The organism is Bradyrhizobium sp. RT6a, from assembly GCF_040547675.1.
GTDB lineage: Bacteria > Pseudomonadota > Alphaproteobacteria > Rhizobiales > Xanthobacteraceae > Bradyrhizobium.
In genome coordinates this window covers 2,015,454-2,042,383 of record NZ_JBEPQC010000001.1, presented here as the reverse complement: position 1 = coordinate 2,042,383, position 26,930 = coordinate 2,015,454, and the positions used below count along the sequence as shown (strand labels likewise).

At 61.6% G+C, this 26,930-nt stretch carries 21 protein-coding genes and 1 pseudogene; 12 read left to right on the top strand and 10 right to left on the bottom strand.

What is annotated here, in order from left to right:
* Window positions 1-2,361: 2,361 nt before the first annotated feature.
* Both ABIC03_RS09695 and ABIC03_RS09690 read right to left on the bottom strand, forming a co-directional pair.
* A pseudogene (locus tag ABIC03_RS09695) lies at window positions 2,362-2,530 on the bottom strand (transposase); the annotation flags it as partial.
* A 199-nt stretch (window positions 2,531-2,729) separates the two neighbouring features.
* A complete protein-coding gene (locus tag ABIC03_RS09690; RefSeq protein WP_354057420.1) occupies window positions 2,730-3,296 on the bottom strand; it encodes a transglutaminase-like cysteine peptidase in 567 nt (188 codons plus the stop codon).
* A 1,095-nt stretch (window positions 3,297-4,391) separates the two neighbouring features.
* Between ABIC03_RS09690 and ABIC03_RS09680 the strand changes: the two genes are divergently transcribed.
* From ABIC03_RS09680 to ABIC03_RS09670, 3 genes are all read left to right on the top strand, one after another.
* Window positions 4,392-4,589, top strand: coding sequence for a hypothetical protein (locus ABIC03_RS09680; RefSeq protein ID WP_354057418.1), 198 nt, complete (start codon window positions 4,392-4,394; stop codon window positions 4,587-4,589).
* A 330-nt stretch (window positions 4,590-4,919) separates the two neighbouring features.
* Window positions 4,920-5,240: an H-NS histone family protein gene (locus tag ABIC03_RS09675; RefSeq protein WP_275171415.1), complete on the top strand. Its 321-nt coding sequence runs from the start codon at window positions 4,920-4,922 to the stop codon at window positions 5,238-5,240.
* Window positions 5,241-8,667: 3,427 nt separating this feature from the next.
* Complete coding sequence (locus ABIC03_RS09670) at window positions 8,668-8,904, top strand: hypothetical protein (protein WP_354057416.1); 237 nt, start codon at window positions 8,668-8,670, stop codon at window positions 8,902-8,904.
* 385 nt (window positions 8,905-9,289) lie between these two features.
* On the opposite strand, the gene ABIC03_RS09665 is transcribed toward ABIC03_RS09670, so the two are convergent.
* Both ABIC03_RS09665 and ABIC03_RS09660 read right to left on the bottom strand, forming a co-directional pair.
* Window positions 9,290-10,462, bottom strand: a complete 1,173-nt coding sequence (locus ABIC03_RS09665; RefSeq protein ID WP_354057414.1) for an ERF family protein — start codon at window positions 10,460-10,462, stop codon at window positions 9,290-9,292.
* Window positions 10,446-11,264: a YqaJ viral recombinase family protein gene (locus ABIC03_RS09660; protein ID WP_354057411.1), complete on the bottom strand. Its 819-nt coding sequence runs from the start codon at window positions 11,262-11,264 to the stop codon at window positions 10,446-10,448. The genes ABIC03_RS09665 and ABIC03_RS09660 overlap by 17 nt, the downstream gene beginning before the upstream one ends.
* Window positions 11,265-11,491: 227 nt before the next feature.
* On the opposite strand from ABIC03_RS09660, the gene ABIC03_RS09655 reads away from it, so the two are divergent.
* Window positions 11,492-11,629 carry a hypothetical protein gene (locus tag ABIC03_RS09655; RefSeq protein ID WP_354057409.1) on the top strand — a complete coding sequence of 46 codons (138 nt, stop codon included), beginning with the start codon at window positions 11,492-11,494 and terminating at the stop codon, window positions 11,627-11,629.
* 210 nt (window positions 11,630-11,839) lie between these two features.
* On the opposite strand, the gene ABIC03_RS09650 is transcribed toward ABIC03_RS09655, so the two are convergent.
* On the bottom strand, window positions 11,840-12,154 hold the full coding sequence (locus tag ABIC03_RS09650) for a hypothetical protein (protein WP_354057408.1): 315 nt from the start codon (window positions 12,152-12,154) through the stop codon (window positions 11,840-11,842).
* Between the two features lie 586 nt (window positions 12,155-12,740).
* Between ABIC03_RS09650 and ABIC03_RS09645 the strand changes: the two genes are divergently transcribed.
* The 3 genes from ABIC03_RS09645 (at window position 12,741) to ABIC03_RS09635 (ending at window position 14,973) form a co-directional block, all read left to right on the top strand.
* Window positions 12,741-13,334 (top strand): hypothetical protein, encoded by a 594-nt coding sequence (locus ABIC03_RS09645; RefSeq protein ID WP_354057406.1) that lies wholly within the window; start codon window positions 12,741-12,743, stop codon window positions 13,332-13,334.
* Complete coding sequence (locus tag ABIC03_RS09640; RefSeq protein WP_354057404.1) at window positions 13,331-13,888, top strand: hypothetical protein; 558 nt, start codon at window positions 13,331-13,333, stop codon at window positions 13,886-13,888. The genes ABIC03_RS09645 and ABIC03_RS09640 overlap by 4 nt, the downstream gene beginning before the upstream one ends.
* A 194-nt stretch (window positions 13,889-14,082) precedes the next feature.
* A complete protein-coding gene (locus ABIC03_RS09635; protein ID WP_354057402.1) occupies window positions 14,083-14,973 on the top strand; it encodes an aldose 1-epimerase family protein in 891 nt (296 codons plus the stop codon).
* Between the two features lie 30 nt (window positions 14,974-15,003).
* On the opposite strand, the gene ABIC03_RS09630 is transcribed toward ABIC03_RS09635, so the two are convergent.
* On the bottom strand, window positions 15,004-15,852 hold the full coding sequence (locus ABIC03_RS09630; protein ID WP_354057400.1) for an MBL fold metallo-hydrolase: 849 nt from the start codon (window positions 15,850-15,852) through the stop codon (window positions 15,004-15,006).
* Window positions 15,853-16,100: 248 nt separating this feature from the next.
* On the opposite strand from ABIC03_RS09630, the gene ABIC03_RS09625 reads away from it, so the two are divergent.
* Complete coding sequence (locus tag ABIC03_RS09625) at window positions 16,101-16,913, top strand: response regulator (protein ID WP_354057398.1); 813 nt, start codon at window positions 16,101-16,103, stop codon at window positions 16,911-16,913.
* Window positions 16,914-17,141: 228 nt separating this feature from the next.
* Here the strand turns inward: ABIC03_RS09625 and ABIC03_RS09620 are convergent, their stop codons facing one another.
* Window positions 17,142-17,942 (bottom strand): transglycosylase SLT domain-containing protein, encoded by an 801-nt coding sequence (locus ABIC03_RS09620; protein WP_354057396.1) that lies wholly within the window; start codon window positions 17,940-17,942, stop codon window positions 17,142-17,144.
* 95 nt (window positions 17,943-18,037) lie between these two features.
* A complete protein-coding gene (locus tag ABIC03_RS09615) occupies window positions 18,038-19,177 on the bottom strand; it encodes an alpha/beta hydrolase family protein (protein ID WP_354057394.1) in 1,140 nt (379 codons plus the stop codon).
* A gap of 142 nt (window positions 19,178-19,319) precedes the next feature.
* Here ABIC03_RS09615 and pgm point away from each other — a divergent pair, with 142 nt between their 5' ends.
* The 4 genes from pgm (at window position 19,320) to ABIC03_RS09595 (ending at window position 24,053) form a co-directional block, all read left to right on the top strand.
* Window positions 19,320-20,966 (top strand): phosphoglucomutase (alpha-D-glucose-1,6-bisphosphate-dependent), encoded by a 1,647-nt coding sequence (gene pgm, locus ABIC03_RS09610; protein WP_354057392.1) that lies wholly within the window; start codon window positions 19,320-19,322, stop codon window positions 20,964-20,966.
* A 287-nt stretch (window positions 20,967-21,253) separates the two neighbouring features.
* Complete coding sequence (locus ABIC03_RS09605) at window positions 21,254-22,303, top strand: aromatic ring-hydroxylating dioxygenase subunit alpha (RefSeq protein WP_354057390.1); 1,050 nt, start codon at window positions 21,254-21,256, stop codon at window positions 22,301-22,303.
* Window positions 22,304-22,309: 6 nt separating this feature from the next.
* A complete protein-coding gene (locus tag ABIC03_RS09600) occupies window positions 22,310-23,062 on the top strand; it encodes a GntR family transcriptional regulator (protein ID WP_247399984.1) in 753 nt (250 codons plus the stop codon).
* Between the two features lie 10 nt (window positions 23,063-23,072).
* The gene (locus ABIC03_RS09595) at window positions 23,073-24,053 is read left to right on the top strand and encodes a PDR/VanB family oxidoreductase (protein WP_354057388.1); all 981 of its coding nucleotides are present in this window, start codon (window positions 23,073-23,075) and stop codon (window positions 24,051-24,053) included.
* Window positions 24,054-24,205: 152 nt separating this feature from the next.
* Here the strand turns inward: ABIC03_RS09595 and ABIC03_RS09590 are convergent, their stop codons facing one another.
* Window positions 24,206-26,167 carry a putative bifunctional diguanylate cyclase/phosphodiesterase gene (locus ABIC03_RS09590; RefSeq protein ID WP_354057386.1) on the bottom strand — a complete coding sequence of 654 codons (1,962 nt, stop codon included), beginning with the start codon at window positions 26,165-26,167 and terminating at the stop codon, window positions 24,206-24,208.
* A gap of 351 nt (window positions 26,168-26,518) precedes the next feature.
* Window positions 26,519-26,884: a nuclear transport factor 2 family protein gene (locus tag ABIC03_RS09585; RefSeq protein ID WP_354057573.1), complete on the bottom strand. Its 366-nt coding sequence runs from the start codon at window positions 26,882-26,884 to the stop codon at window positions 26,519-26,521.
* Between the last annotated feature and the right edge of the window lie 46 nt (window positions 26,885-26,930).

Genomic DNA, 26,930 nt, shown 5'->3' with positions numbered 1-26,930 from the left:
CAGCTACGTCGCTAGCCAGCGCAGCGAAACGCTGAAGGAGGCGAAATGCCAATCCCGTCGCAACGCTTGGGCTGCATTGTGTCTCCTTCCGAAAGGCCGTCATCAATTCAGCGGACTCTGTCGTCCTTGCCATTTGGGCTGCCATCGCCGCCACCGTTGCCCCAACCATTATTGCCGTGATGATGGACGGCCCTTGCACCAGACTGGGCAATCGCATCCGATGGGAGAGAGGTTGATAGGAAAATTTCCCACAGGTTTCAAGAATGCGCGGCGGTCGTCGTTCTGGACTGGCATCGTGTTTCCCACTTAGTCGAACGGAATTAAATCATATTAAATAATTAAATAAAACATATTTTGTTCCAGGACCAAGTGCGTTGTCCGTTTACCCCCTCGCGTCAGCGCGTAAGACGTTTCCTCTGAAGGTCCGCATCTAAAATGCTCCTCCTTAACCGGCCCGGCTGCTCGATCGCTCGGACTCCGCGCCTGCAGACGGCGTACTTGCTCGGCCGCCACATCGATCGCCTGCGCTCGATGACATGATCCGTTCCTAGCCGAGCTTAAGCGACTACAAAAAAAGCGCGCGCCGGCGGGCTGGCGCTACCTTGAGGAACAAGGCTGGACCATGCTGCGCCGAAGCGAAGGGGCTTCCGAGGTGCGGCGCTGCGCTGCCTGCGATCGAGCACGGCAGCGATGAGCATCATGCGCCCGAGGCGCTGGACGTCGTTGTCCGCACGCGTCCGCTCGAAGCCGAGCCTACAGCGTTTTCGTAAGCAGCTAGGTCGAGTAAGCCGAACCAGCGGACGCGCCTTTGCGCAGCGGATCGGATAAGTGCGTGGATTGCGAACAACGCGCCATGTTGTTCGACCGCCCCATCAATAATGTTGGAGCGTCGCTTTAGCCACCTGACGTCTCCTTTCTTAAAAACCAAACTAGTGCAGGAATTCTGATAAGATAAAGGCTGGCTGCGCGCTACAGCTGGCGGCGGCATGGCGGCCAGAAGGTACGCCGAATAATCGCTTTGTTCAGGCGTCCCTGCCGCGCCTACCGACCGAACCCATTTCCAAAGCTGCGCCCGAGGCCCCAGCACAACATCGACCGGCTCGCGGTCACAGCCGACGACGAATGCCAGGCTTTCGTCGACGGCGTTTCGCAGTAGCCAACCCATGTCGAAACCGCTGCTCGGTATCATTAAGCAACGAACAGGAGCGCCCGCCGAGGCTAAAGCATGTAAGTAAGTGTAAGCCAACCCGATACTGCGAAACACACTACAAGACCGATATAGGGAAGAGCCACGCTCATTGGAATCTCCCAAGGAAAGAATTACGTCGAAATGGCCGTCTTTCCGACGCTCGCATCTACGACGAGCCTAAGGCCTCGCCTTGTCGCAAGGGGCGCTTTCTTAGCGGCCGTCTGTTTTCGGAGTTCGATCTCTGCTAGCGCAACGCGCCTGCGCAGCCCTTGGACTTCCAGCATCAAGTCGTTTAGCTTTTGAAGTTCCTCGGAAAAATGGCGGCGACGCGGACTACAAAAAGCATCCATTGGCCCCTCACAATAAGTCAACGCTGCAAAACATAGCTCAATAGAATAACCCTATACGTATTTCTGGTTTTCGAAAATAATTTTGGACGGAACTAAGGTCGGCGCTTCCGATCGCCACTTATTTGAATCAGACTATTAAAGTTGTATTATAAGGCCGGACGTTGCGGCTGTATATATCGAAATTCAATAATTGACTTCGGCCGCTCTGGATCTGCCGGAAGGGATTTATTTCCCTGAAACTGATTTCGGCTTGCTCAATTAACCGCGCGCGCCTCGGGGTGCTCCGTGAGTTCAGGTGATCCCGTGAAGTGTTGAGAGTTCGAGGCTGAGGATGATGTTGGATCTTCTTGTCATCGTGCTGGCCGTATCCGCCGTCTCGTCATTAGTCGCAAACCATGTTGTTCGTCGACGAGACGTTCTGTGGCAGGTGCGAAGGAATAATCGAGAAGGTCGCCAGGCTCTTCATTCAGCGTCCGTCATGAATAGGCGCCCCATCCCAATCTCCTTCAGAAGCGGTTCGAACGCGACGTCGGACGATCCAACGTCGCAGCCGATCAACGACCTTCGCTCGCAATCCAGCGGCGATGCGCGGAACTTTGATCGGCCGAGAGCGGCGGCCATTGCGATCCTTAGATCCCTGAACTCGTATGGGTCGTAAGGGCCGCGCAGCATTTCGATGCCTTGTCGGAATACGGCGACTGCCTCGGGCGTCACCTGCGCAGAACGACGCCCCTTGTCACGTTTCAATCTTGCCGGCATTCAGCGTGGTTAACGAATGAGCGAGAGCCCAGGGCTGGAATGAATCTTTAATCGTCGACAGAACGAGTATAGCGGGAGCTCCTTCGACAAGGCTCGCCATCGACAGAAATATAGAAGATCGCCTGCACAATCTCGCGCAGATCGACCGCGCGCCGGCCCAACCGCCGTCGCGGCGGTATCTTCCGAACGATCAACGCCCTTCTGTACCGGGCAAATCACTTGTGTAACGCAGGACACTGCGCTGATGCTTGTTACGAGCGGCTTTGGTCCCGCGCTATGGTGTCCTCCCCCGAAACTTTGCAAATCCGAAGGAAACCGCGCACCTTTTTCGGTCAGGCTCTCGGGCCACGATCGGATAAGCTCCAGCGTAGGGTACGGAGGGAGGTACTTGGGTCGGGCTCGGGAATTTTGTCGACGTACTCGAGACACACTCACTCCCCGAGGTCGGCAATTGTGGTCCACAGCTGAGGGTTGTTCGGCATCTGACTTCGTACCCAGCGATACGGCGCACGCGCCCACGGTTTGATTTGCGGCGTCAGATTGTCGAGAACTAGAGTACCGCTTCGGGTACGCACGACGACAACAAGATGATGTTTTCCCAATTTTGTGACGACCTCACTCAGCAGCAGCGCCCCCGCGGGCCAGCCGCGATTGAGCAGTTCGTGGCGCTTGCTCACTGCGTAGTCGTTGCAATCGCCCCGACTCGGATTGATCAACCAGGTTTCGACAACTGGGCCCAATTCCTGGTTCTCAGGAATGATGCTGCGATTAACGGTCTGATTAACCAGCTTAAGATCGGCCCAGCGTTTGTCAGTGAGGCGAACCGCCCCGCCGCGAAACAACGGCCTTCTGCGGCATTCATCCCCGTAGCGCAGGCAAAACATAGTGTAGGCCATCGGTGGCAGCGTGGGGGTCCCGAACTGGATGTGCTGGTTCACCGAGAGCGTTCTCGGGGGCATGTCCAATTGTCCCGCATTGCCGGGCTGAAACCCGATCATCACCTCCCCGAGTACCAGCGCGGCTCCGGCTAAAGCGGCTGAAAAGGGTGCATTTGGAGCTCCCCACGTACTTATAACTTCCTACGTACGGTCTGCCGTAGACGCGGGCGGAAGGCGAAGAGCATTAGTGCCGTCGCCGGCCTGACGTGCGTCGTTGCGCGGACATCACTATAGGTTGTTTGATCAACGGCTTCGACCGGAAATGGTTCCTAAGATCCGCCTCTAGCATTGGAAACCGAACGGAGTGCTGGAGACCAGCTTGGGATGTCGGCGCAGATGAGCTCCGATCCCAGCAGCCCGGGTCTCGGCATCTGGTGAGTGCCGCAGTTGCTGCATTGCGCAGAACAAGGTGGCGCAAAAGCTGCTGGACCTACCAGCAGTTGCGCAAATGCGATCGCAACCCCTGAGAGATTGGCAAAGATCGTCAGCTGCATGCTACGCGTGGTTCGCAAGATTTTGCGCCGGCAGTAGCAGTGAGGCGGGTGCCAATACCCACAGGTTTGTCAGCAGCGCCACGGGGTGAGCTGATGCGCGGGCATTCACGATGATGAGCGTTCGAAATCCGGGCGTGCGACAACAGCCCCGCTCAAAGCCTGAGCGGTGCGTGGGCCACGAAGGGGGCCAGTCCCCATAAGTTCAGCGCAACCGGCAACGGCGTGATCTGCAAGTTACCCCACCAAGCTCGTTCATTGCCCACCGATGCAGCTCTGAGTGATGGGCACGGCAGAGCGGCACCGTGAACTCGTCGCCGACCTTGCGCCCGAGAGTGCTCGGCTGAGCGAATCTCAGATGATGAGCGTCGCTCGGGGCTGCGACCGTACCCGGGAGCAGCTCCATTGTTATTTCGAGCGTTGGTTCGATGCCGCTGGCCGGCGAACGGGCAACGTGTTCAAGCTTGTTCTGATAAGCGGGCGAGCCGGGCCTCCGACTCCAGAAGGGTGTTCTTTGAGCGCTAGGCTGGCCTTCGCCCAGGGGAGCAGATCTTCAAGTTGGCTCAACATTGTTCGCGGAGCTCGGCGGACTTTGGTGGGTCTGCACCGGTGCACGGTTGAGAACGCTTCCATAGTCCGCTTTCGTTGTTGCGCCGAGAGGTGATTGCGGCTCGCGGCGTCGAACATCCTCCGGCTGCTGTTCATCGACGAGACTGAAGCCTCGACCATGATGCCGCGGCTCATGGCCGTTCACCGTATGGCAGCGGCGCTCTGCCGCCTTCACCGCCCTTCGTCGCAGCCGGTTATGATCGCGCCTGATCAGAATCTGCTCGATAAACGCTCTGTTTCCATTTCAATTTGAGCTCGTCCGTCCGAGTCTCTCAATGGCAGCTCTAATTTCTTCGTTCACGCTGCAAATTGTTCTCGATCTTCTGCCTTTTTAGCGACGTGGGTCAGCGACGGAGTGCGGTGCCCGGTAGCCAAAAGGTGACAGTGCAGAATTGCCTATCGCAAACCGGATCGGCGAATTAAATGCCCAGCGTTTTTCGCGCGCCACTGTATTACCGCCTTCTTGCCTTTATCGCCGCTGGTTGCTGCAATTAAATGTGGATTGGGGAACAGATTTGTAAGCCGTGCCTTGCCCGCTGCTTGGGCTTGATGGATTAATGCTCTTAGAACCGGGGACGGACCTATGAACATCGATCATCTGAAGTTGCTATCGCTTGACGAGCTTTCGGAAATTCGCGACGAGGTGATCGCCAAACTTGGCGACGCGATGTTGGCGGAAAAAGCTAGATTGGAGGAACGGCTGCGCAGGATCGGAATGGCTCACGAAGTCACCCGGTTTGAACGTAAGCGCCGCCAATACCCGCCCGTTCGTCCGAAGTATCGGAATCCAAAGAATCCGACGGAGACCTGGTCGGGGCGGGGCAGGGTGCCGCGATGGCTCAAGCCGCAACTTCGAGGCGGCCGCAAGCTGGCTGATTTCCTTATTGCCAAAGCTCTTGATTAGACGCGGCCGATCACTTGATCACGCAGCCATCTGCACCCTGTCGGCCGAAGAAATATCATAAAGGTGCTTCGGGTTTGCGACGCTCGGTGCGCGCCGAGAAATGCCGCGGCCGCAGCGAGCTGATGCGGTTTGGAGGGGCCGTTTGCGGGACGCCCGAGGTCATCATCTGTTGAAGGCCAAGCCGCGCGGCCGCAGATCGTGAGCCGAGCTGCAAGCCCCCGCTCAGATGTCGGTCTCGCTGTCTCATTCGCGGGCGCACCGGCTTCTCTCCTGAGAGAGCAAACTCGGACGCTAGGCGTTGAACAATGAACGCTTTGCGACTTGCACGGCTGCGCGAAGGCGGCCTTCGCCTCGCGACTGCCAAAACAAATGCGTTGACCCACAGTCTGCCTCGCCTTGACGAGCGATGCGGGCGGCCTCAGCTCAGCCGGTCTATTTCGCGCGGAGCAGCGCTTACGATGAGATAGTGCACGATTTTGTCCTTCTTTAAGAAACCCGAATTGAACGAAAAGTTGATGTCCGGGGATACAGGAGCGCATGGCGCATGGCCGATTAAAATGCCCACGCTCAAAACAATTAGAAAAAGAGCGACCAGGTACTCACGGCCACCTTCCCCTTGGAAGGGAACCTAGCTGTTTATGCGCAGTCAAGCATCGCGCAGCGAACCGCGATTTCAGCGGCGGCTGAGGGTTCATTGCCACGGGCGGTCTATCGTCGGAACGCACGAAAAAGGAGTGTGCCGACGATGGCGGTCGCGAGAAGTGGAAACCAAATGTCCGGCACTTCGGGGACTCCGACTCACTGCGTCGGATTGAATGCGAGCCGGCTCATAATTCTTCTGGTTTTCGCTATTCTCCACAGCTCAAAAGCAGTGGCTGCCACTCGCAACGAACAATTGCGGTATGGTATTCGGGGTTGGCCGCCCTCGGTTCGAAGATATGCGATCTGTTCGTTTAGCTAGCCGGCCCTCGCGTGCAGATCCACTTCTGATCGGCAGTTCCAGCTTTAACACATCTCGCGAGCATCAAGCTTAACGAGTGACATTCGTTGCCAAGTTGCCGAGACGGAATATCGTCGCGTCGATCGGGTATTTCCGAACCACCAGTGGGTGGGGTTGCCTGACAACAGGGCATCGATTTCCATGATTCGATATTCGTCGTATGGAAGTTCGAACTATCGTGCACCTGCCAAGCAGTTCCCTTATCGCGACCCGCTGGAAGCCGAGTACTTTCAGCTCATCGAGCTCCGAGAGCGGGTCAGAAAGGCCGAAGCTGCGGCCTCAAAACGACTTACCGTCGCGACAAAGAAAAAGAACTCGCCGCAATGAAGATGAATTCGCTGGTAGGCAGCTGTTCGATGCACGCGGCGGAGCTTGTGGCGCCCGGGTTGTAACCACCGAAGTAAAGTTGTCTACTGCGGTCGGATGGGCTTGGGGGGCAGGCTTGGCGAGATGCGTGCAGTCTGGACAATCCTTCAGATTTCCCGGCGATGCACTGCCATCCGGTCTTTTTCAAAGTTCTCTCGCAGGCATGAGACCTTGTCCGCCGAGCTGGTGCGATGGGGAACGCCAATGCATTCGCCGATTAAGATTAAACCGATATATCCCGGCTCACGGTTTCATAGTCCCGCGCTCTCACCAGAAGACGTCGAGCTTGTTGCGCGCGCAGATGAACGGCTCGTCCCGCCTATGACCAGATCGCACGTGCAGATGAACAACTCGGGCGTGTCAATGAACAGCTTAAATCAGGATGGCGGGCGCTCTCCTTCTCATCCGACGAATCCCACCAAATGGCTTCGACCATCTGACCCGGGGGCGCGCTCATCGGGGGAAAGCCGGTACTGCGCGGCCTGATCGGTCTGCTGTTGGCAAGCGGCATCTGTTTAGCTGCTCTCGCTGCGCAGTCATCTTACGGCGATGCGGCCGACCAGTGATGTATCGATGGTGCGCGCATGTCGTTTCACCTTCGTCGTTGCCACAAGAAAGACCTGAGCTCTCCTCGGCTCTGCCTGCCACTCAGACGACTGCAACCTATGTGGCACTTCAGCGACCGCACGATGCGACCCAACCGGCTGCTCCCAGTTCGGCGGAGCTGGCGCCGATACCAGGGAATGTCGGGCGAACTTACCAACGCGCAGCAAGCGATCGAGCGGCTCAAGGCCAGCGAAGATCAGATCGTTCGCGACCTTGGTCGGCTCGCCGAGCAGCTTACGGCGGCAGGCACAAATGGTGCGCGACAGAGCGGATGCCGCCGAGCAGCTTCGGATGGTCCAAGAACGATAGGCGGCATCACCGCCAACGCTTCCGAGCAGATCCTACGCCCCAAGACGCCAGTGCCGTCACCCAGGCCAGTTGCGGCCACGATCCGCAAACCTTGCCAACCTTTCCGCGGCCGCAAGACAGGGTCGGCCACACGCACCGCTGCAGTTGCAGACCGATCAAGCCGTGCAGGACTAGGCATTAACTGTTTTAATGCGTCTGATTGCCGCGGGCCCTGCTCTCCAGCGGAGCGCTCGGCGGACGCACAGTTGGCACGCTCCTTGCTAATCGGTCGGTCCAGTGATCTTCGTTGCGAGGGGACGGTAGCAATGGGACCAAAAAATCGAATTTTCAAACGCCGAAAGCCCAACTTGGCACATGTCACACACCATCTGGTGCAACTACTCGATGATCCAGGATCTTGAGGAGCTGAGAGAGAAGGTCCGGCTAGCAGAAGCAACCCGGGTGTTGCATTAGAGCCGCTACTTCCGTCAGGCTTGCTGACAATATGCGGTTGGTGCCTTGAAATCTGTAATGATAGCTCGCGCGGTCTTGCGCGTTTGGCTGCGCTGCGACCAATCGAGGGGCGCGGGTGCGGTCCAGCGCTCTGCGGCAGAACCAGCCATGGCACAGAGAGACCGAGCACCGGGGATCATGGCTAACGGTTTGGCAAAGGAGTCGTCCAATGCCCATGTCACCCCTTTGGTGCTCGCCGCCATCATCGCAAGCCCATCTCTGCTGGTCCCCGCGCAAGAGGCGGCACAAATGCGGGAGTGCGGGCATGAGCAACGAGCGCGAGCAGCGCCAACGCTGGTCCCTCCTGGCGGAAGGGGGAGAATGCGGGTAGGCCCGCGTCGGTCCTCAGCGCCCCCCGGAAATGGGGACGAAAGACACCGCCACTGGCACAAATCCGAGCACCAACATCAACTGAACAATCTGAACGTACCCGCGGCGAAGCCGGAGTGACAAGGCCTCGCGCCGCGACCCAGCCCGTCAAATCCGAAAGCTTGGTCCACGAGCGACCACGGCTACGCCTGGCACGGTGAATATGCGGCTAAACTAACAGTTAGGAAAGAACCAATAATCTATTTTGCAGTTAACTCATGCGCCATCCCGGCAAGCAAGGTTATTGTTTCCGCCGAGGATGCTTTGAACCCAGGCCGGAACAACATGAAGGACCTCAGGCCACGATTGAATAAGCTCCGCGCGGACGCCAGAGACTTTGCCGTTATGAGTCAGCTGGCGGCGGACGCCGAAAAGCGCGCGTTCTTTCAACGCTTGGCGGATGAACTCGCCTTTGAAGCTCTTGAGCTCGAGGTAATCGTAAAACAGCAAGGGCAGTTGGATTGCAGCGACCAGCACGAGGTCGTGGAATTTAAGCCGTCCTCTGAGAAGAAGCGCGGCTGATGCGGAAAGAGGCTAGGCGCTCGGCTTTATTTTCCTTATCGCCCCCGCGCGCATAACGGTCTTCAAGCAAAGCTCCGTCAACGATCGCTGCGCCGCCTTCCGCCTCATCCCATAGCGCATCAATCCGGACATCGCGATGTACCGCTCGTCAAATTCCGCCATTCGGCTTCGCATGGCTTGGCGCGATCACCGCATTTGCTGTGGTCAGGTGATGACCGAGATGCGGACCGCGACCGCTCAGAATTTGGTGCGACGGGCCGCCGTTAAACGGCATTCACTGCGCATGCGCCCTGGGCGGCCCATCGCTTGCCGCGAGGGGCCCGCGGCCTATTTTCTTGTCGATCGTGCTAGCAGCGTGACCACGTCGTGAAGACGAAACGCCCGTTCATTGACGCGGTGCCTCCGAGCCGTGTTGGGATCCAGACACTTGATTGGTCGCGCTTGCGTTGCCGGCCCGATGAACTGGGCTTGCGTCCCACAGCTCCTTGGCAATTGGCAGAGGTGAGATCTGCATGTTGGTCCACCATGTGGTCTCGTTGCCATTCCGGTGGAGCTCTTGGTGATGACAGCGGCAAAGCGGGACGGTAAACTCGTCGCTCACCTTGCGTCCCAGGGCGCGCGGCTGAGCAAATTTCAGATGATGGGCATCGGCCGGAGTCTTTTTGCAAATCAGACAGGCTTGGCTGCGGACGAACGCTAGATGCAGCTTATTGCGCGTTCGCCGTGGCTCCTTCGGGAAGGTGAGGCCGGTCTGATGCTCCTCAGGGGCGGGCCCCATCTCTGCTTGGGATTCTGCTAGAGGCGCCGCCTCAGAAACTGGGTCCGACGGTTGGGCCGCCTGCTGTTCTGCCGTATCCAGCTCGGAGAACTCCTGGAGCTTCTTTTCGTAATCGGCCTCGAGAAGACGGGCGTCAGGTGCCAGAAGCGTGTTCTTCAGGGGCAGGGTGGCTCGTGCCCAACTGAGCAGGCCATCGGCGTCTTCCTGGGAGGCAAGCTCGCCAAGCAGCCGCTGCAATAGCTCCGCCGAGCGTTCCGGCGACAGGACGGGCGGACGGTTTAGAACCCCCTTGGGTGGGTTTGCCTTTAATCCTGCTGCGGCTTGCGGCTCCGTGGCGGCCGGTGGCCCGGCGATCGCATCTGGGGCGTCCAGGTCGTCCTCCCCGGCAATCCCGACCAGAGCGAACAGGGCATAGCGCCTTGCATAGGTGAGCGCCGCCCCCATCCGGTGTGGCGCCTCGACGTCCTTGGCGGCGCAGACCGGCCAGTCCGAGGAAATCCATTCGCCAGAGGAATGGGCAAGCAGCGTCGTGAGATGGATCTGGGCCGTGGCCGTCTCGATCCGGGTGGTCTGGATGGTAGCAATCTCCTGCTGACTTAAGGTCTTGCGAACGATCTCTAACCCGCAGGCCAGGGAAGCGTAACGAAAGGTGCGATCGCCCTCGCGCGGAAACGGCGATCGGATCACCGCGGTCAGTGTCTTCTCTGGGTTTGTCAGATCGGCTTGGGCCCGGGCGAGGGCTGCAGCGATGGCGCCGATCCGCTCACTGGCTTGGTGCATGGTCCCCCTCCCGAACCAGTGCCTCGAAGCTGATTGCGCCCGACTTGGAGCGTTTGGCTTTGACGCCGTGGCCTGCGGCTTGCTTGGCGTCCTCCGGCACAAGCTTCTTCAGTTCGGACTTGGCGAACTCATGCTCTCCGTGCGCCTCACGGGTTTGGAGATAGGTGGCAGCCAGCTCCGCCCAATGATTGGAAGAAGACATGTCCACGACCTTGACGGCCTCAAGCCGTGGACGCGGCGTTTCGATGTTGAACAGAACCGGCGGCTCGCCGTTCTGAACGCACCGCCAGAATTTCTTTTCGGCCGTGAGCAGCAGGTGTTGGTAGAGCGGATCGGCATGAATAGTGATCTCAACCCATTTGCCGCCACCGGTGATGATTGAGAGCACGGCGCTGCGGGACGCGACGACCCACATATTGTGCTGCAGCTGAGCCATATGTTTTTCAGCTGCTTCTTCTTCGGAAAAATTCCAGGGCAGCATAAATTTGGCCTCGAACACGGCTCCGGTCTGCTGAACGCGGCCATCGAGTGTTGCTGCCATCCACCGATGCACGGGATGAAATATACGCCGCTGCGCGTCGATGATCACTTGGCCGGTATTGAGTTCGTACCAATGCAGGTTCAGTTGTTCGGTTGCTGTGCCCAGCTGGACCAAGAGATCCCTTGAAAGATCACTGGGCACGAGCTCGCCCCACTTTTCTTGCCAGAGCCGCAATAAGGCGAGATCGTCATTGCCCATTATGATTTTTGCATCAGAGCCGCCGACAAACGATCGACGATTGTGATCAGTTTTTGCAAACATTCGCGAATCCATGCTTACTAAACTCCACATCACACAGGCACTTTCACTTCCATTTGGAATGAAAAGTATCACTTGGAATGAAAAAGTCAACTGTTAATGCTTTGACGAGTGCGCAGCTGCGCGCAGGACGCGCGCTAATCCGCTGGAGTGCGGAGGATTTGGCTCGGGCCTCCTCAGTGGGATTGACTACGATACGCCGTGCCGAAACGACGGACAAAGAGACTTCCATGACCGCAGCGAATAACCTTGCCGTCCGCGGAGCTTTGGAGGCGGCAGGCGTCGAATTTATCGACGCAAACGGCGGCGGTCCCGGCGTTCGTCTGCGCAAGGCGAAACCCGAGAAACCTGAACGAGCGAAAATCTAAACGAAGACGGACCGTTGAGCGCTTAATATGGCTATGCTGAGAGCCAGTCTGTTATGAACGTTTAGCGATAAAAATAAAGAAGCATGTTTGAGTTTAGTGATCAGCGCGGCGTCTTGATGAGCCGCAGATCAGTTCGGACCGCCGCAGCACGCCGCCTCGCCTTTAAGCGAAGACGGCGAGCTGTCTAGTCGCCAAGAGCGACGCGAACCTTTACGCTCCTTCTTGCTCGGGGACGCCGACGTACATTTTTGCAAGCATTCGTTCAAAAGCCTGGATCTCGTCCTCCTCGAGTTTCTTAAGGTCGTACCATGGGTTTGTCGGGCTACAATCGAACATGCCGCAATGCAGGCCAACCTCGAGCACCACCTTCGCCGCGCGATCATTACCCTGCAAGGCTCTGTCGGCCTGCGCCAGCAGGATCGCGCCGAAGAGCGAGATCCGCTCGCTCTGCGCTCCCCTGCGAACCACCCGGGTCGTACGCAGGATTTCGCAAGCCTCGGAACGAAGATCCATTTCCGTCGCCATGGTTGTTTCCAATGCCCGCTTATCAAAGCGGACGGTGAGGGGAAGGGCTAAAATTGGCTCCTCGTCGCATTCGCATCGCGTCGGCGACATGGCCTCGCTGTTCTTCGACGGGTCCATCGTGCGAAAGGTGTGCGGGTGTCGGCATCGCCGGACACCGCCTCAGGCATCGCCCGAGGCAACTCCCTCCAACAGGAGGCTGCGGGGAAGTTTATCTCGAATGGGGGCAGCTCGAAAGGAGAAAGATGGCCTTGCGTGACACTCGACGACGAGCAAAAGCGCCGGCCGCTGCACCTGCGCCGTGGTTACGCTTCATTCTTTAGGTGAGGTGCAGTGGCGCAGGCTTGAAAAACGCTACAGCCCGACGTATGGTTTCGCTGCGGCGACGACGTCGCCCGCAGCGTCTCGGGATCCGAGACAGCGAAGTTTCGGCGGATCGCCCAGACTTCGACCTTCAAAAATATCGCATCAGTTCTTGGCACGGTGACACGACGCCGTAGGCCAACTAAGCGCATGCGCCTCCAGCTCCACGGCCGAGCTGAGGTGAGGGCAAGCTGCTGCCGTCTCGGCCGACGGCTCGGAGCACACGATGGTACCGCGTCATCACAGTGAGCAATGCGACGTTTCGATCCTAGAGAGTTCGCTGCTCATCACCGAATCCAAAGACGCGTTTGCGTCCCTGCAACGCGAACTGGCGCGCGAAATCCGGCCTAAGAACGTCATCGAGAAGATTTTTCTCGCCGACATTGCGGCCTGCGCTTGGGAGATGATGCGGCTGCGGCGTTGCAAGGACCACATCGTCAACCTTGCCTATGGCGCAGCAATTTCGGAGGTGTTGGAGCGCCTTCTGGGCCCACCCGAAACGCCCGCCGAATGCGACGCGCGGACCGCGCTGGAGCGCAATTGGTTCTCACAGCCGGACGCGCGGCGACAGCTTGCAAAACGGCTCGCCGACTTTCAGCTCGATGAGGGCGTGATCGAAGCCGCCGCGATCAGCAGCCAGGCTGACCAGCTTGAGATGCTTGATCGGATGATTACGGCGCAGCAAGTACGACTGCATCGCGCGTTGGGCGCGATTTCGAGCTATCGCGAGGCGTTCGCTAAGCAGGTCCGGAGCGCCGTCGAACACGCGACGGAGCAACCTGCGCTCGTCCAGCTCAATGCTCGTGAGCAGGTTGGATGATCATGGCAAACCAAAACCAGATTGAAGCCAATCGGCGGAATGCGACAAAAAGCACTGGGCCGCGCTCGCGCGGCGGCAAGACACGCGTCAGCCAAAACGCTTGGCGCCATGGGCTCTCCACGCCCTTCCAGGCCAACGCCGCGCAGACCAAGATAATCGAGAAGCTCGCCAAGCAAATCGCTGGCCCTCTGCAAGGCCGCATCGCGTTTGAGTTGGCCCGCGCCGCGGCGATCGCCGCGTTCGACCTCGCCCGGGTCCGCCAGGCGAAAGCGCAAATTATCAAAAGCGCACCGGGATTCGTCGAGCCGCCGCCGACCGTTACGGGAAGCATAGAAGAAGCGCGCGACCTCAAGCTCGCGCTGCGGCGCAAGGCTTCGCCCCCGCGACCGACACCAGGGGACCCATGGTCGACGATGTCCTGTGACGAGGCAGAACCCCCCAGCGAGGCTGTACGCCGGGCGCTGCCGCAGCTCGCTAGGTTGGACCGCTATGAGGCGCGCGCTGTGGCCCGGCGCGACCGCGCGATCCGCGCCATCATCAAGCTCGGCTGTTGACAACGGATCCGCTTCAAGCGGAGCGAAAACATGCAGGGAAATACAATTATAAGTAGAAATATGGCCCAACGATTGCGGCCCCGTGCAGGAGGAACCCAATTTTCCTCCGAACTTGCAACGGGTTGGGACTGAGTAGAAGCTGGACTAGACCTCCTGCAAAGACATCGCCATCAATCCAGGCTAACCATTCGGTCATGACTGATGACACGCACACGATCCGCAGCGGCGGCCTCACCGCGACCATCAAGGCGCAAGGCGCGGAGATGTGTTCATTGGCGAGCGATGCCGGCGTCGAGTTCGTCTGGCAGGCGGAGCCTGCCTGGCCCCGCCATGCGCCGCTGCTATTTCCGATCGTCGGGCGTCTCGCCAATGACGAATTGCGGCACCGGGGCAGGACCTACCGGATGACCCAGCACGGCTTCGCGCGTGACAGCCGCTTTGCGTGGGCGGAACGTGGCGAAAGTCGCTGTGTCCTGGTGCTCGAAGACAGCGAGACGACGCGCGCGCTCTACCCCTTCGCGTTCCGCCTGACGGCAACCTATGCGCTCGACGAATCCGGTCTCGATCTTTCACTAGTCGTCGCGAACACCGGCAAGGAGATATTGCCGGCCTCGCTCGGCGGCCATCCCGCTTTCAACTGGCCGCTCCAACCGGGACTGGCGAAGGAGAGTTACGCGCTGAGCTTCGCGAACGCAGAGCCATCTCCCGTCCGCCGTCTCGACGGCGGCTTGCTGCGTCCGGCAACGGAGCCGAGCCCGATCAAAGGCTCCGTGTTGCCCTTGTCCGAATCCCTGTTCGTCGACGACGCAATCATCTTCGATCGGATCGCGAGCAATTCGGTCCGTTATGCCGCGGAGCAGGGCGCGTCCGCCGGGCCGTGGTTGGAAATGTCATGGCGAGGCTTTCGCGAGCTTGGCGTCTGGTCGAAACCGTCGGGCGCGCCGTTCCTCTGCATTGAGCCCTGGCGCGGCTATGCCAGTCCGGCCGGCTTCGACGGCGAGTTCACCGACAAGCCGGGCCTGATGCACATCGCGCCCGGAACGGAGGAGCAGTTGTCGTTTCGGGTTGAGGTTGGATCGTCCTGAGGCCGGACGGCCTTCGCGCATCTCGAGTTCTCAGACCTCGATCCGTGTGAGGTCCTCGCCGAGCACGACTGGACCTGCGTAGTCCCGCCTGACGTCCGCAAGCAGCGCGTTCAGCATGGAATCGTCGGTGCGAGGCCGGTGATGGGTCAGCGCGAGCTTCTTGACGCCGGCCTTGGCCGCGACCTTCCCGACTGTATCGCCGCAGGCGATCGTGAATTTCGCAAGCCGGCGCAGGTGCTCGGTGTCGATCTCCGGTGTGGCGAGGAAGCAGCACTGGACCAGCAGGTCGGCCCCCTCAGCCAACCGCTCGAGACCGGGGCAGGGCACCGTGTCGCCGGAAATTGCGATGACCTTGCCCTCGGCCTCGAAGCGATAGCCGAGACACATCCAGCGTGCGAGGAAGGCCGGCGACATGTCGAGGCCGTCGCCATGCGAGACCAGTTCGGCGCTGATCTTCCAGCGCCCGGTGTCGAGAACGGGGCCCGATATAATGTCGGTCGCGACGACAGGTTTCCACCCGCCAAAGCTCGGCTCGCCCTGATCGCGCCAGGCGATGTCCTTGTCGTAGACCTGCGTGACCAGCGTATTGACGAGACGTTCGGTATCCGGCGGTCCATAGATGCGCAGATCGTCCCTGCGCCCGTGCAACCACGAATTGAGCATCACGTCGTAGAGGTCGCCGATGTGGTCGAAATGGTGATGGGTGAGAAAGACCGTGTTGATCGAGCCGAGCGGCACGCCGGCCTTGCTGAGCTGCACCATGACGCCGCGGCCTGCGTCGATCAGGATATTTTCCTCGCCGAGCCTGATCAGCGTGGTCGTCGCCATGCGGCGCGGGTCCGGGCGCGGGCCCCCGGTGCCGAGCAGGATGACTTCCATGGCGCCACCTCCTGGGGCGGGCTTTTCGGGGCGCCACAGTAGATTTGAAGCTCTTGGCGTGGCAAGCGGCCGCGGCGTGGGCTTCAGCCCGCACAACAGCCGCTTGTGCGGGGCTCCCGAACATGATGCGTGGGATGAGAAGTGTGGGCCAATTCATACTTAATCCAGCTCGATCGTGACCAATGTTGTTTGGGCGCGATAACGCGCCTAGTATTGCAGCAGGCAATTCGAGGGGGCTCGAACAAGTCGTGAATGTACGTTCACAGGACGGCGCGCTCGGCGACCTGAGCTTCCAGGCCGGCCCGCAAGCACACAGGACATCCAACATCGTGGCTGATTCCGCAGTTCAGGAATTGCGTGTCGCCGGCCGCGAGCGGCTGATCGTCGTCGAGGACGATCCGGTGACGCGGACGATGCTGGTCGGTTATTTCAGCGAAAACAATTTCGACGTGGTCGGCGCCGGCTCCTGCGCCGAATGCCGCCAGGCGCTGCGGACGCGGACCGATCTCGTCTTTCTCGACGTGCAGCTGCCTGATGGTGACGGCTTCGATCTCGCCAAGGAGATCCAGGCGACCAGCAACGCGGGCATCATCTTCGTCACCCGCCGCGACACCGACGTCGATCGCATCCTCGGCCTCGAGGTCGCGGGCGACCACTACGTCACCAAGCCGATCAATTTGCGCGACCTTCTCGCGCGCGCGCGAAGCGTGCTGCGGCGGCGCTCGATCGACCGCAAGGCGGCGCGCAACCATAATTCGATCGCCTTCGGCGACTGGATCATCGACCTGACGCGGCGCGAGCTGCTCGGCAGCGACGGCAAGCCGGTGGCGCTTACACGGGCCGAATTCGACCTGCTCGCGGCGCTCGTCGGTGCCGACGGCAGGCCGCTCAGCCGCGACTATCTGATCGAGGTCGTCAGTAACCGCCAGGCCGAGGTCGACATCCGCACTGTCGATGCCTTGGTGGCGAGGCTGCGGCGCAAGCTGGTCGGCAGCGGCACGCCCGTCATCACCACAGTCACCGGCGTCGGCTACAAGCTCGCGCTGAGCGAGCGGCTCTAGACGCAGGCGCAGCACGACATGGTGCCTGCGCGATCGGGTTCAGCCACTGAAACCGACCAGGAACCGAATCGCGAGAAAGGCCGACAAGGCCACTGCGCCGGTCGCGACGATTGCAAACAAAACTCTCAAACTATTGTGCATGATCTCTATTCAGGTTCGGTTTCAAGGTTCGGTTTCAAAAATGTCGTTCGTCCAACCGCTGGTCGTCTCAAGGCAGCAATTCTAATTCTATTGGCGTGATGCGACCCGTTTCCACTTGGCTTCGACGCGAGCCTTGATGAGGCGGACCCGGGCTTCCTGTGCTGCCCAATAGGCCCTGCTCGCGACCGCCGTGCCTTGACGGTAACGTGCGTAAACGTCCTTCGGCTGTGCCGGTCTCTTTTGATTGTGCGCCGACTTCGAGACGGTGGGTGCCGGAGTTGGCGCCGGTGCCACATCTGGGACGGCCGCAGCCTGGTTTCCCACATTCGTCGAGTTCATCGAGACAAGACGATTGCGGGCGCGATTACAATAAACCTGGGAGCGCGGAGTCATGGACTCCTCGTCATGACCGGCTCGATATTTCATCAGGGCTCGGCAAAGGTCCCCGCCTGCCAGGCGCCATGCGCGGCTCAGATAGAGAACGCCGTAGTGGATGTTGATGTCGGGCTCTGCGAGCTCCGCGTTATGTCCCCGAAATCCGAGCATCGCTGCCGTTTCGGGCCGAACCTGCATGAGGCCGATCTCGCCGACGGCGCCAATGGTGCCCGGATTGTATCCGCTTTCAACGAAGACGACGGCCTCCGCGATGTCGGCGGGCAGATTGGTCTTGGCCGTTTCTCTTTCGATGATTTTTCGGATTGCCGCCCGCGATGCGGGCGTCTCTCCAGCGCCGAGATCTGCATTGTGATCGCCAGCCGCCAATTTCAGTTCCGCGTCGTTCGGGGCGCTGTCCTGAGCGTGCACGGAGGTGGATGCCAACCAAAGCACGGCGATCGCAACGCGTTTCCACGTCGCGCGGGCATTGATGTGTGTTCGATCCCGCAGCATGAAGCAGGTATTATCTCTTTCGAGTTAACAACCGATTTTCTGGCGGCTCGGGGTGCCCGGCTCGGACGGCGCGAGCGGCCAGCGGCGCAGCGAGGCTATCGCGACCGCGAGCTCTGGTCGGTCGATGTGCTTGGCGCAGCCCCGGCCAATTTGTCGTCGACCGCATAGAGCGTGCAGGTGGGCGACCATTTTGTGCAGGCGCCAAGTGAATCGCGTTGGGCGTCGTCGGCCGTCGCGCGCCCCGAACGCCAGCCGTAACCGCCGTTCGGCGACACCGCAAAAGCCTTGTGCGGCATCGTGCTGGTAAGATAGCGCGCGAACTCGGCGCGCGCGGCCTCGCTGAGCTGGCCCGGCGGCGGGAGCGGATCAGGCGGGCTCAGGACGTCGTGGCCGAGACCTCGCTCGCGCAGGAAGGCGTCGAGATACGGCGTCCATTGCGGGCGGCTCACCACCGAATAGAGATAGTGGCCATCGTCGCCGTAAGGCGGCGCCGCGATGAATTTCGCGTTGCCGCCATTGGCGCGAAATCCGTCATGGAGGCGGCGCGCGAGGTCGGGACCGAAGTAGGAATCGTTGCTGGCATAGACCCACAGCATTGGCGCGCGCGCGGTTTTGCCGAACGTGGCGAAGGCCTGCACCAGCCCGTTCGGATTGCAGACGTCGTCGTCGCGCGAGCCGCGCCCGCCGGCAAAGCTGATTGCGGCGACGAGACCCGCTGGTGCCTGTGCGGTCAGCGCGACGGTGGCGAACCCACCGGCGGAATGGCCGACAGCGATCATGCCTGATGTGGTGACGTCGGCCCTGCGCGCCATCGCCTCGATCGCCGCGCGCAAATCCGCCACCGCGACCGCCGCGGCCGGCAGATAAGCGGCATTGGAGCAGCCCTCGACGCTGTCGATGCGTCCCCCGGGCGAGGTGCCGTAGCCGCGCCGCATCACGATCAGCGCGGCGAAGCCGCGCCGGGCATATTCGAGAGCGATGCCGTAATATTTGTGCGCGGACATCGTCGCGCGATCGTCGAAACTGCGCGGCGAGCCGTGGCTGAGAAGCGCGAGCGGATAGCGCTTGGTCCCGGCCGGCCGAACCAGGAACGCCTCCAGCCCCTGCGGTCCGGCCTCGGTCATCGGGATACGCAAATCCTCGGTGTAGAACTCCGCGGCCATCGCATCGGGCGCGATGCCGGCCGTCGCAAGCCAGGCCATCAGAACAACCAAGAGCCTCTGAAACAGCGTCATGCCCCGACTCGAAAAGCCCCGATCGAAAGACCATAGCATGATCTCAGGAACGGCCGCCCCATCGCGGGTGTTGTGCTCTTGGCGGGCGCTTGGCCGATGCTATGGTATTGCGCAATCTCTACGACAGGACGAGGTATATCCAGTGGTTGATGTTCATCCCGCGGCGGGCAAGCAGGCTTCGCCGGACGCGCTCACCAACGTTCCGCGGCTGGTGACGGCCTATTTCGCCGGCAAGCCTGATGTCGCCGATCCCGCGCAGCGGGTGGCGTTCGGCACCTCCGGCCATCGCGGCACCTCGTTCAAGACCAGCTTCAACGAGGGCCATATCCTCGCGACGACGCAGGCAATCTGCGATTACCGACGTGAAAAGGGGCTGACCGGTCCGCTCTTTATCGGCATCGACACCCATGCGCTGGCCGAGCCGGCGCTGGTCAGCGCCGTCGAGGTGTTCGCGGCCAACGGGGTCGACATCATGATCGACAAGGACGGCGGCTACACGCCGACGCCGGTGATCTCCCACGCGATCCTGACCTACAACAAGGGCCGCACCTCCGGCCTTGCGGATGGCGTCGTCGTCACGCCCTCGCACAATCCGCCCGAGGACGGCGGCTACAAATACAATCCGCCGCATGGCGGACCGGCCGACACCGACGCGACCTCCGTGGTCGAGAAGCGCGCCAATGCCTATCTTGCCGACGGCCTGAAGGGCGTGAACCGCATCGACTACGCCAGGGCGCGCAAATCCGCGAACGTCCACGCCTATGACTACGTCACACCCTACGTCGCCGATCTCGGCAACGTGGTCGATCTCGACCTGGTCAAATCCGCCGGCGTCAATATCGGCATCGATCCGCTCGGCGGCGCCGCCGTGCATTACTGGCATCCGATCATCGAGCGCTACGGCCTGAAGGCCACGGTCGTGAACGAGGCGATCGACCCGACGTTCCGCTTCATGACGGTGGACTGGGACGGCAAGATCCGCATGGACTGCTCCTCGCCTTACGCGATGGCGAGCCTGATCGCGATGCGAGACCGCTTCGACGTCGCCTTCGCCAACGACACCGACGCGGACCGCCATGGCATCGTGACGCGCACCGGCGGCCTGATGAATCCGAACCATTATCTTGCGACCGCGATCTCCTATCTGTTCGCGCACCGCCCGAACTGGGGCAAGGACGCCGCGATCGGCAAGACCGTGGTGTCGAGCTCGATCATCGACCGCGTCGCGAAAAAACTCGGCCGCAAGCTGGTCGAGACGCCGGTCGGCTTCAAATGGTTCGTCGATGGCCTCCTCACGGGCGGCTTCGGCTTCGGCGGCGAGGAGAGTGCAGGCGCCTCGTTCCTCCGCCGCGACGGCACGGTGTGGACGACCGACAAGGACGGCATCATCCTCGGCCTGCTCGCGGCCGAGATCATGGCCAAGACCGGCCGCGATCCGAGCCAGCTCTTCAACGACCTCACCGCCGAGTTCGGCGTGCCCCATTACGCGCGCATCGACGTTGCCGCGACCCCGCCGCAGAAAAACATCCTGAAGTCCGTCACGCCCGAGCAGCTTGGCCTGAAGGATCTCGCCGGCGATCCCGTCCGCGCCACGCTGAGCAAGGCGCCCGGCAACGGCCAGCCGTTCGGTGGCATCAAGGTCGAAACCGATTTCGGCTGGTTCGCCGCCAGGCCGTCGGGCACCGAGGACGTCTACAAGATCTACGCGGAGAGTTTTCGCAGCCCCGAGCACCTGAAGGCGATTCAGCAGGAGGCTCAGGCAGGATTGGCGAAGGTATTCGGGGCGTAGTCGTCGAGCCAAGCGCCGCTGCCACTGCTCCTCCAAGGGAGGACTCGCCGCATCAACAGGTGTCATCACCCGCGAGAGCGGGTGACCCAGTACGCCGTGGCGCCAGTTGAGTGAACCAATGACCGGCGCGGCGTACTGGATTCCGCCTTCGCGGGGAATGACGGCGGATTAGGTGCGTATACACGATTAGATATAAAGGTATTATAATACGCCCTGCCTGGCCTTGAACGATTCCATTCCCCCGCTATTGTATACATAACGTATTCATCAGCTTTGGGAGTGAGACCGTGACAAAACCCTTCCCGATGAACGCTTGGTACGCCGCCGCCTGGGACGCCGATGTGAAGCCGGCACTGCTGGCGCGGACGATCTGTGGCAAGCACGTCGTGATGTATCGCAAGGCCGATGGCTCGGTCGCCGCGCTGGAGGATGCCTGCTGGCACCGCCTGGTGCCGCTGTCCAAGGGCCGGCTCGAAGGCGACACCGTCGTCTGCGGCTATCACGGCCTGAAGTACAATGCGCAAGGGCGCTGCACCTTCATGCCGTCGCAGGAGACCATCAACCCGTCGGCCTGCGTCCGCGCCTATCCGGTGGTCGAGCGTCATCGCTACATCTGGCTTTGGATGGGCGATCCCGCGCTGGCCGATCCCGCGCTGGTGCCCGACCTGCACTGGAATCACGACCCGGCCTGGGCCGGCGACGGCAAGACCATCCACGTCAATTGCGACTACCGCCTCGTGCTCGACAATCTCATGGACCTCACCCACGAGACATTCGTGCACGGCTCGTCCATCGGCAACGAGGCGGTCGCGGAGGCGCCGTTCGACGTCACCCATGGCGAGAAGACTGTCACGGTGACGCGCTGGATGCGCGGCATCGAGGCGCCGCCGTTCTGGGCGAAACAACTCGGCAAGTCCGGTCTCGTCGATCGCTGGCAGATCATCCGCTTCGAGGCGCCGTGCACCATTGCCATCGACGTCGGCGTGGCGCCATCAGGCACCGGCGCGCCCGAAGGCGACCGCTCCCAGGGCGTCAACGGCTTCGTGCTCAACACCATCACCCCGGAGACCGAGAAGACCTGCCACTATTTCTGGGCCTTCGTGCGCAATTATCAGCTCGGCGAGCAGCGCATTACCACCGAGATCCGCGAGGGCGTCTCCGGCATCTTCCACGAGGACGAGCTGATCCTCGAGGCGCAGCAGCGCGCGATGGACGAGAACCCGGATCGCATCTTCTACAATCTCAACATCGACGCCGGCGCGATGTGGACGCGCAAGCTGATCGACAAGATGGTGGCAAAGGAAAACCCGCCGCAGCACCTTCAGGCCGCGGAGTAAGCCGACATGGCCGAGCGTGAGGTTGACCGCTCCGTCTCGCAGACCGTGAAGGCGCAGCTCGCGCTGCGCGATCAGCTCCTGTCGGGCTCGTTGCGTCCGGGCGAGCGCATCTCCGAACTCCAGGCGGTGGAGACCACCGGCGCCTCGCGCACTCCGGTGCGCATGGCGCTGGTGCGGCTGGAGGAGGAGGGCCTCTTGGAGGCGATTCCCTCCGGCGGCTTCATGGTGAAGGCGTTTTCGGAGCGCGACATCTCCGATTCCATCGAGCTGCGCGGCACGCTGGAAGGGCTCGCTGCGCGTTTCGCCGCCGAGCGCGGCGTCTCCGCGCGCGAGCTCGAGCCGCTGAAGGAATGCCTTGCCGCGATCGACGAGCTGCTGCGCCAAGTGCCGATCTCGGTCGACGCCTTCTCGTCCTATGTCACGCTGAACGCGCGCTTCCACGCTCTGCTCACGGAATTGTCGCGTAGCCCGCCGCTGATCCGGCAGATCGATCGCGCCTCGGCGCTGCCGTTCGCCTCGCCGAGCGGTTTCGTGATGGCGCAGTCGGCGCTGCCCGAGGCGCAGCAGATCCTGATCATCGGGCAGGAGCACCACCGCGTCGTGATCGACGCGATCGAGAACCGCGAAGGCGCCCGCGCCGAAGCGGTCATGCGCGAGCATGCGCGGCTCGCGGTGCGCAATCTGCGGCTTGCACTGCGCAATCGGACCCATCTCGACCTGCTGCCGGCGCTCGCGCTGATCAAGTCCGCAACCGATTGAGGGGAGTGCCATGCGCTTCATCGAAACCTGGATTCCGGCCACGCTCGTCTCGACGCGCGATCTTTCGCCGGGCATCCGCGAATTCCTGATCCGGCCGGACCAGTTCGACGGCGCCGCCTATCCGGTCGGCAGCCACATCAATGTCAGCGTCACCATCGACGGGCAGCCCGAGACGCGGTCCTATTCGCTGGTCGGGGAAGCCTCGTCGCGGGGTTTAAGGATCGCGGTGCGCCGCGCCGAGGATTCGCGTGGCGGCTCGCGCTATGTGTGGTCGTTGCAACCGGGTGCGCGGCTCGACATCACGACGCCGGCCTCGCTGCTCGCGGTTGACTGGGCGCGTCCAAACTACTGCCTGATCGCCGGCGGCATCGGCATCACGCCGATCCTCGGTGCGGTGCAGGCGCTGGCGCGGCGCGGCGCCGATGTCACGCTGCATTACGCGGTGCGCTCGCGCACCGAGGCCGCCTATCTTGACGATCTCGCCGCAACGCTTGGTGATCGCCTGGTCGTTCACGCCAGCGATGAGGGCAAGCGGCTCGATCTCGACGCCCTGTTCGCCTCGGTGCCCAAGGACACGCTGGCGCTGTTCTGCGGCCCGATGCGGATGCTGGATGCCGCGCGCCACGCCTGGATCGGCGCCGGCCATCCGCTTCCCGATCTCCGCTACGAGACGTTCGGCTCCAGCGGCACGCTGCCGACCGAGACATTTCGCGTGCGTCTGAAAGGCTCCGATGTCGAGCTGGAGATCCCGCGCGAGCGCTCGATGCTGGACGTGCTCAACGCTAGCGGCCACGACGTCATGTACGATTGCAAGCGCGGCGAATGCGGCCTGTGCGCCATCGACGTGGTCGCCGTCGACGGCGAGATCGACCATCGCGACGTCTTCTTCAGCGACCATCAGAAGCAAAGCAACCAGAAGATCTGCGCCTGCGTTTCGCGCGCCCGGGGCACCATCACGGTGGACACGCTGCTGCGGGCGGATGCGATCTGAGGTGAGGTCGTCATGCCCGGGCTTGTCCCGCCTGCGCGGCCGAAGCCGCTTCGGCGAGGCGAAGGCCCGGGAATCCACGTTCTTTGTGCCGTCTGGTAGGGCGTGGATGGCCGGGACAAGCCCGGCCATGACGCTTGTGCAAGCTCCAGAGCCTACGCTGCGTATGTCGCCCGCAGCTTCTTTCCGTCGAGCAGCGCCAGGACGCCATCGGCCGACACCGGCCGGCTGATGAGATAGCCCTGCACCTCGTCGCAACTGATCTGGCGGAGATATTCGAGCTGGTCGGCGGTCTCGACGCCTTCCGCGACCACGCCGATGCGCAGGTCGCGCGCCAGCCCAATCACCGATTTCACGATTGCGGCGCAGTCCGGCTGCGCCAGCATGTCGCGGATGAAGGATTGGTCGATCTTGATGCGGCTGAACGGCAGCTTGCGCAGGTAAGTCAGCGAGGAGAAACCCGTTCCGAAATCGTCGAGCGCCACAGTGACGCCGAGCTCCAGCAGCGCGTTCAGGACCGACGCGGCGGAGCCGTATTTCGACAACAGCATCGATTCCGTGATCTCGATCTCGAGCCGGTGCGGGGCGATCTTCGCGTCCGCGAGCGCCTGCACGATGATCTGGAGCAGGCCGTTGTTGTGAAACTGCGCGGCCGAGAAATTCACGGCGACCCTGATCTCCTCGGGCCACTCGGCAACCGTCGCGCAAGCGCGGCGGACGACCCATTCGCCGATCTCGTGGATCAAGCCGGTTTCTTCGGCGATCGGTATGAATTCGCTCGGCGGCACCAGTCCGCGCTGGGGATGCTGCCAACGCAGCAGCGCCTCGAAGCCGGTGATGCGGTTGCCGCCGAGGTCGAGGAACGGCTGGAACACCAGGAACAGCTCGTCTCTGGCGATGGCGCCTTCCAGATCCGATTGCAGCGCCTTACGGTCGCGTGACGAGCGGTCGTCGGCTTGCTCGAAGAAACACACCGTGCCGGGTCCGGCCTTCTTGGCGCGGTAGAGCGCGGTGTCGGCGTTCTTCATGATGTCGAGTTGCGTGCTGCCGTCACGCGGCGCCAGCACGATGCCGACGCTGGTCGCGCCGACGATCTGGCGGCCCTCGATCTGGAACGGTTCGTCGAAGGCCGCGACGAAGCGCTCGGCGATCTCGAGCGCATCCTCCGGCCGCGCCAGATTGGCCATCACCAGCGCGAACTCGTCGCCGCCGATGCGTGCGACATGCTCGGCCGCGCGGGTGCAGCGTTGCAGGCGGCTCGCGATCTGGACCAGAAACTCGTCGCCGGCGGGATGGCCGAACTTGTCGTTGACCTCCTTGAAGCGATCGAGATCGAGCAGAAGCACCGCGAATTCCTCGCCGGACAAGGCGAGCCGTTTCAAGGCGGCATCGAGCGTTTCGTTGAAGGCGACGCGATTGGGCAGATGGGTCAGCGGATCCTGCCGCACCGTGCGCTCGGCCTCGATCTGCCGCATCACGCGCCGTGCGAACGCGAATGAATTGACGAACACGCCGCGCAACAACACGCCTCCGTAGACCACGACGAGAAAGGCGATCAGAAGGAAGGCGAGGTCGCCGTTCCTGCCGAGGCAGATGGCGATCCCCAGGAAGATGGGCGCTGTGAAGGCGATCGCCGCGATCGGGATCGTGGCGAAGGCAAGCGCGCCGCCGGCGAGCATTCCCGAGCAGAGGCAGGTGATGACGAGCTGCCCGCCGGTCGAGGCGCCTGCAAAGAACGCGGCCGGGACGATGCCCCAGGCGGCGCCGAGGAGAAGGGCATTGCGAACGAGCCGGTGCATGGCGCGGCGCGAGACGAATTGCGGCTTGGTGATGCGGCGCGCGGCGTGGGATTGCAGACCGAAGCCGATGGCAGCGCCGGCCACGGCGAGGGCCCAGATCAGCGCGAAAATCCGGTCGGGCGACTGCCACAGCGCGATCGCCAGCACCGCGGCGTTGCAGGCATTGGCGAGCATGATGCCGACGGAATAGCCGAGCACCAGCGACATCTGTTCGGCGCGGATATGGCCGGTGACGGCTTCGTCGGTTACAGGACCGCCAAAGGCCGACAGATCGCCAGCGAACAGCCGCGCGACATAGCTGGTCGTTTGAGTCCGCATTTCCAGAGCCTAGCAGCATGGGCCGCTTGTCCGGCCCGGTCAGGAGAATTCGCTGCGAACCTTTGACGAACTATGAATTATCCGAGCTTGCGATGATTGCTGTGACCACTTCTGCGTGTTCGTGACGTCGTATCGATAACAAATCGATACAAATGCGGTGCCCCGCGTTACGGCTGTGACGGCAGCCCGTTGCTCGCCAACAATTCCACTGTCATGCCCCGCCTTGTGCGCACTTGTGCACTGGGGCGGGGCATCCAGTACGCCGCGGCCTATCGGATCAATCACAATCGTCTCGGAGTACTGGATCGCCCGGTCGAGCCGGGCGATGACACCGGTGTCAGCAAGGCGAGCTCACCGCCCCAACTGTTTCGGATCGTAGTAGAATCGTTCTTCGATCAACTGATCGCCGCGCCATGTCTGCCAGGCAATCTCATCCAACGTTCGGATGATGCCCTCGGCATTGGTGAAGCTGAAGGTCCAGCGCGTGGCAACATGATCGCCTTCGATCAGGCTCGGCCCGATCCGCACCGCCTTGACCTCCTTGAAGGCGGCCAGCACGCCGCGCTCCTTGGCTGCGAGCTTGTCGCGTCCGACCAGAGGTTCGGCCTGGTTTTCATAGGTGGCGGCGTCCGGCGTGTAGTAGTCGAGGATCGCCCCGACGAAATCCCCGTCCTCCAATCGTTTGGCGAAAGCCTCGACGACATCACGGCTCGGCATAGCGCACCTCACGAGTAAACCGACTGATAGTCGGTAAATACCGACC

What these genes read in the sequence shown, in the direction of transcription:
- ABIC03_RS09590 (WP_354057386.1), bottom strand. Translation starts at nt 26,167, where the DNA reads ATGCGGACTCAAACGACCAGCTATGTCGCGCGGCTGTTCGCTGGCGAT.
- ABIC03_RS09675 (WP_275171415.1), top strand. Translation starts at nt 4,920, where the DNA reads ATGAACATCGATCATCTGAAGTTGCTATCGCTTGACGAGCTTTCGGAA.
- ABIC03_RS09650 (WP_354057408.1), bottom strand. Translation starts at nt 12,154, where the DNA reads ATGGCGACGGAAATGGATCTTCGTTCCGAGGCTTGCGAAATCCTGCGT.
- ABIC03_RS09665 (WP_354057414.1), bottom strand. Translation starts at nt 10,462, where the DNA reads ATGCACCAAGCCAGTGAGCGGATCGGCGCCATCGCTGCAGCCCTCGCC.
- ABIC03_RS09630 (WP_354057400.1), bottom strand. Translation starts at nt 15,852, where the DNA reads ATGGAAGTCATCCTGCTCGGCACCGGGGGCCCGCGCCCGGACCCGCGC.
- ABIC03_RS09595 (WP_354057388.1), top strand. Translation starts at nt 23,073, where the DNA reads ATGCGCTTCATCGAAACCTGGATTCCGGCCACGCTCGTCTCGACGCGC.
- ABIC03_RS09645 (WP_354057406.1), top strand. Translation starts at nt 12,741, where the DNA reads ATGGTACCGCGTCATCACAGTGAGCAATGCGACGTTTCGATCCTAGAG.
- ABIC03_RS09690 (WP_354057420.1), bottom strand. Translation starts at nt 3,296, where the DNA reads ATGATCGGGTTTCAGCCCGGCAATGCGGGACAATTGGACATGCCCCCG.
- ABIC03_RS09600 (WP_247399984.1), top strand. Translation starts at nt 22,310, where the DNA reads ATGGCCGAGCGTGAGGTTGACCGCTCCGTCTCGCAGACCGTGAAGGCG.
- ABIC03_RS09660 (WP_354057411.1), bottom strand. Translation starts at nt 11,264, where the DNA reads ATGTTTGCAAAAACTGATCACAATCGTCGATCGTTTGTCGGCGGCTCT.
- ABIC03_RS09615 (WP_354057394.1), bottom strand. Translation starts at nt 19,177, where the DNA reads ATGACGCTGTTTCAGAGGCTCTTGGTTGTTCTGATGGCCTGGCTTGCG.
- ABIC03_RS09640 (WP_354057404.1), top strand. Translation starts at nt 13,331, where the DNA reads ATGATCATGGCAAACCAAAACCAGATTGAAGCCAATCGGCGGAATGCG.
- ABIC03_RS09670 (WP_354057416.1), top strand. Translation starts at nt 8,668, where the DNA reads ATGAAGGACCTCAGGCCACGATTGAATAAGCTCCGCGCGGACGCCAGA.
- ABIC03_RS09635 (WP_354057402.1), top strand. Translation starts at nt 14,083, where the DNA reads ATGACTGATGACACGCACACGATCCGCAGCGGCGGCCTCACCGCGACC.
- ABIC03_RS09620 (WP_354057396.1), bottom strand. Translation starts at nt 17,942, where the DNA reads ATGCTGCGGGATCGAACACACATCAATGCCCGCGCGACGTGGAAACGC.
- ABIC03_RS09585 (WP_354057573.1), bottom strand. Translation starts at nt 26,884, where the DNA reads ATGCCGAGCCGTGATGTCGTCGAGGCTTTCGCCAAACGATTGGAGGAC.
- ABIC03_RS09655 (WP_354057409.1), top strand. Translation starts at nt 11,492, where the DNA reads ATGACCGCAGCGAATAACCTTGCCGTCCGCGGAGCTTTGGAGGCGGCA.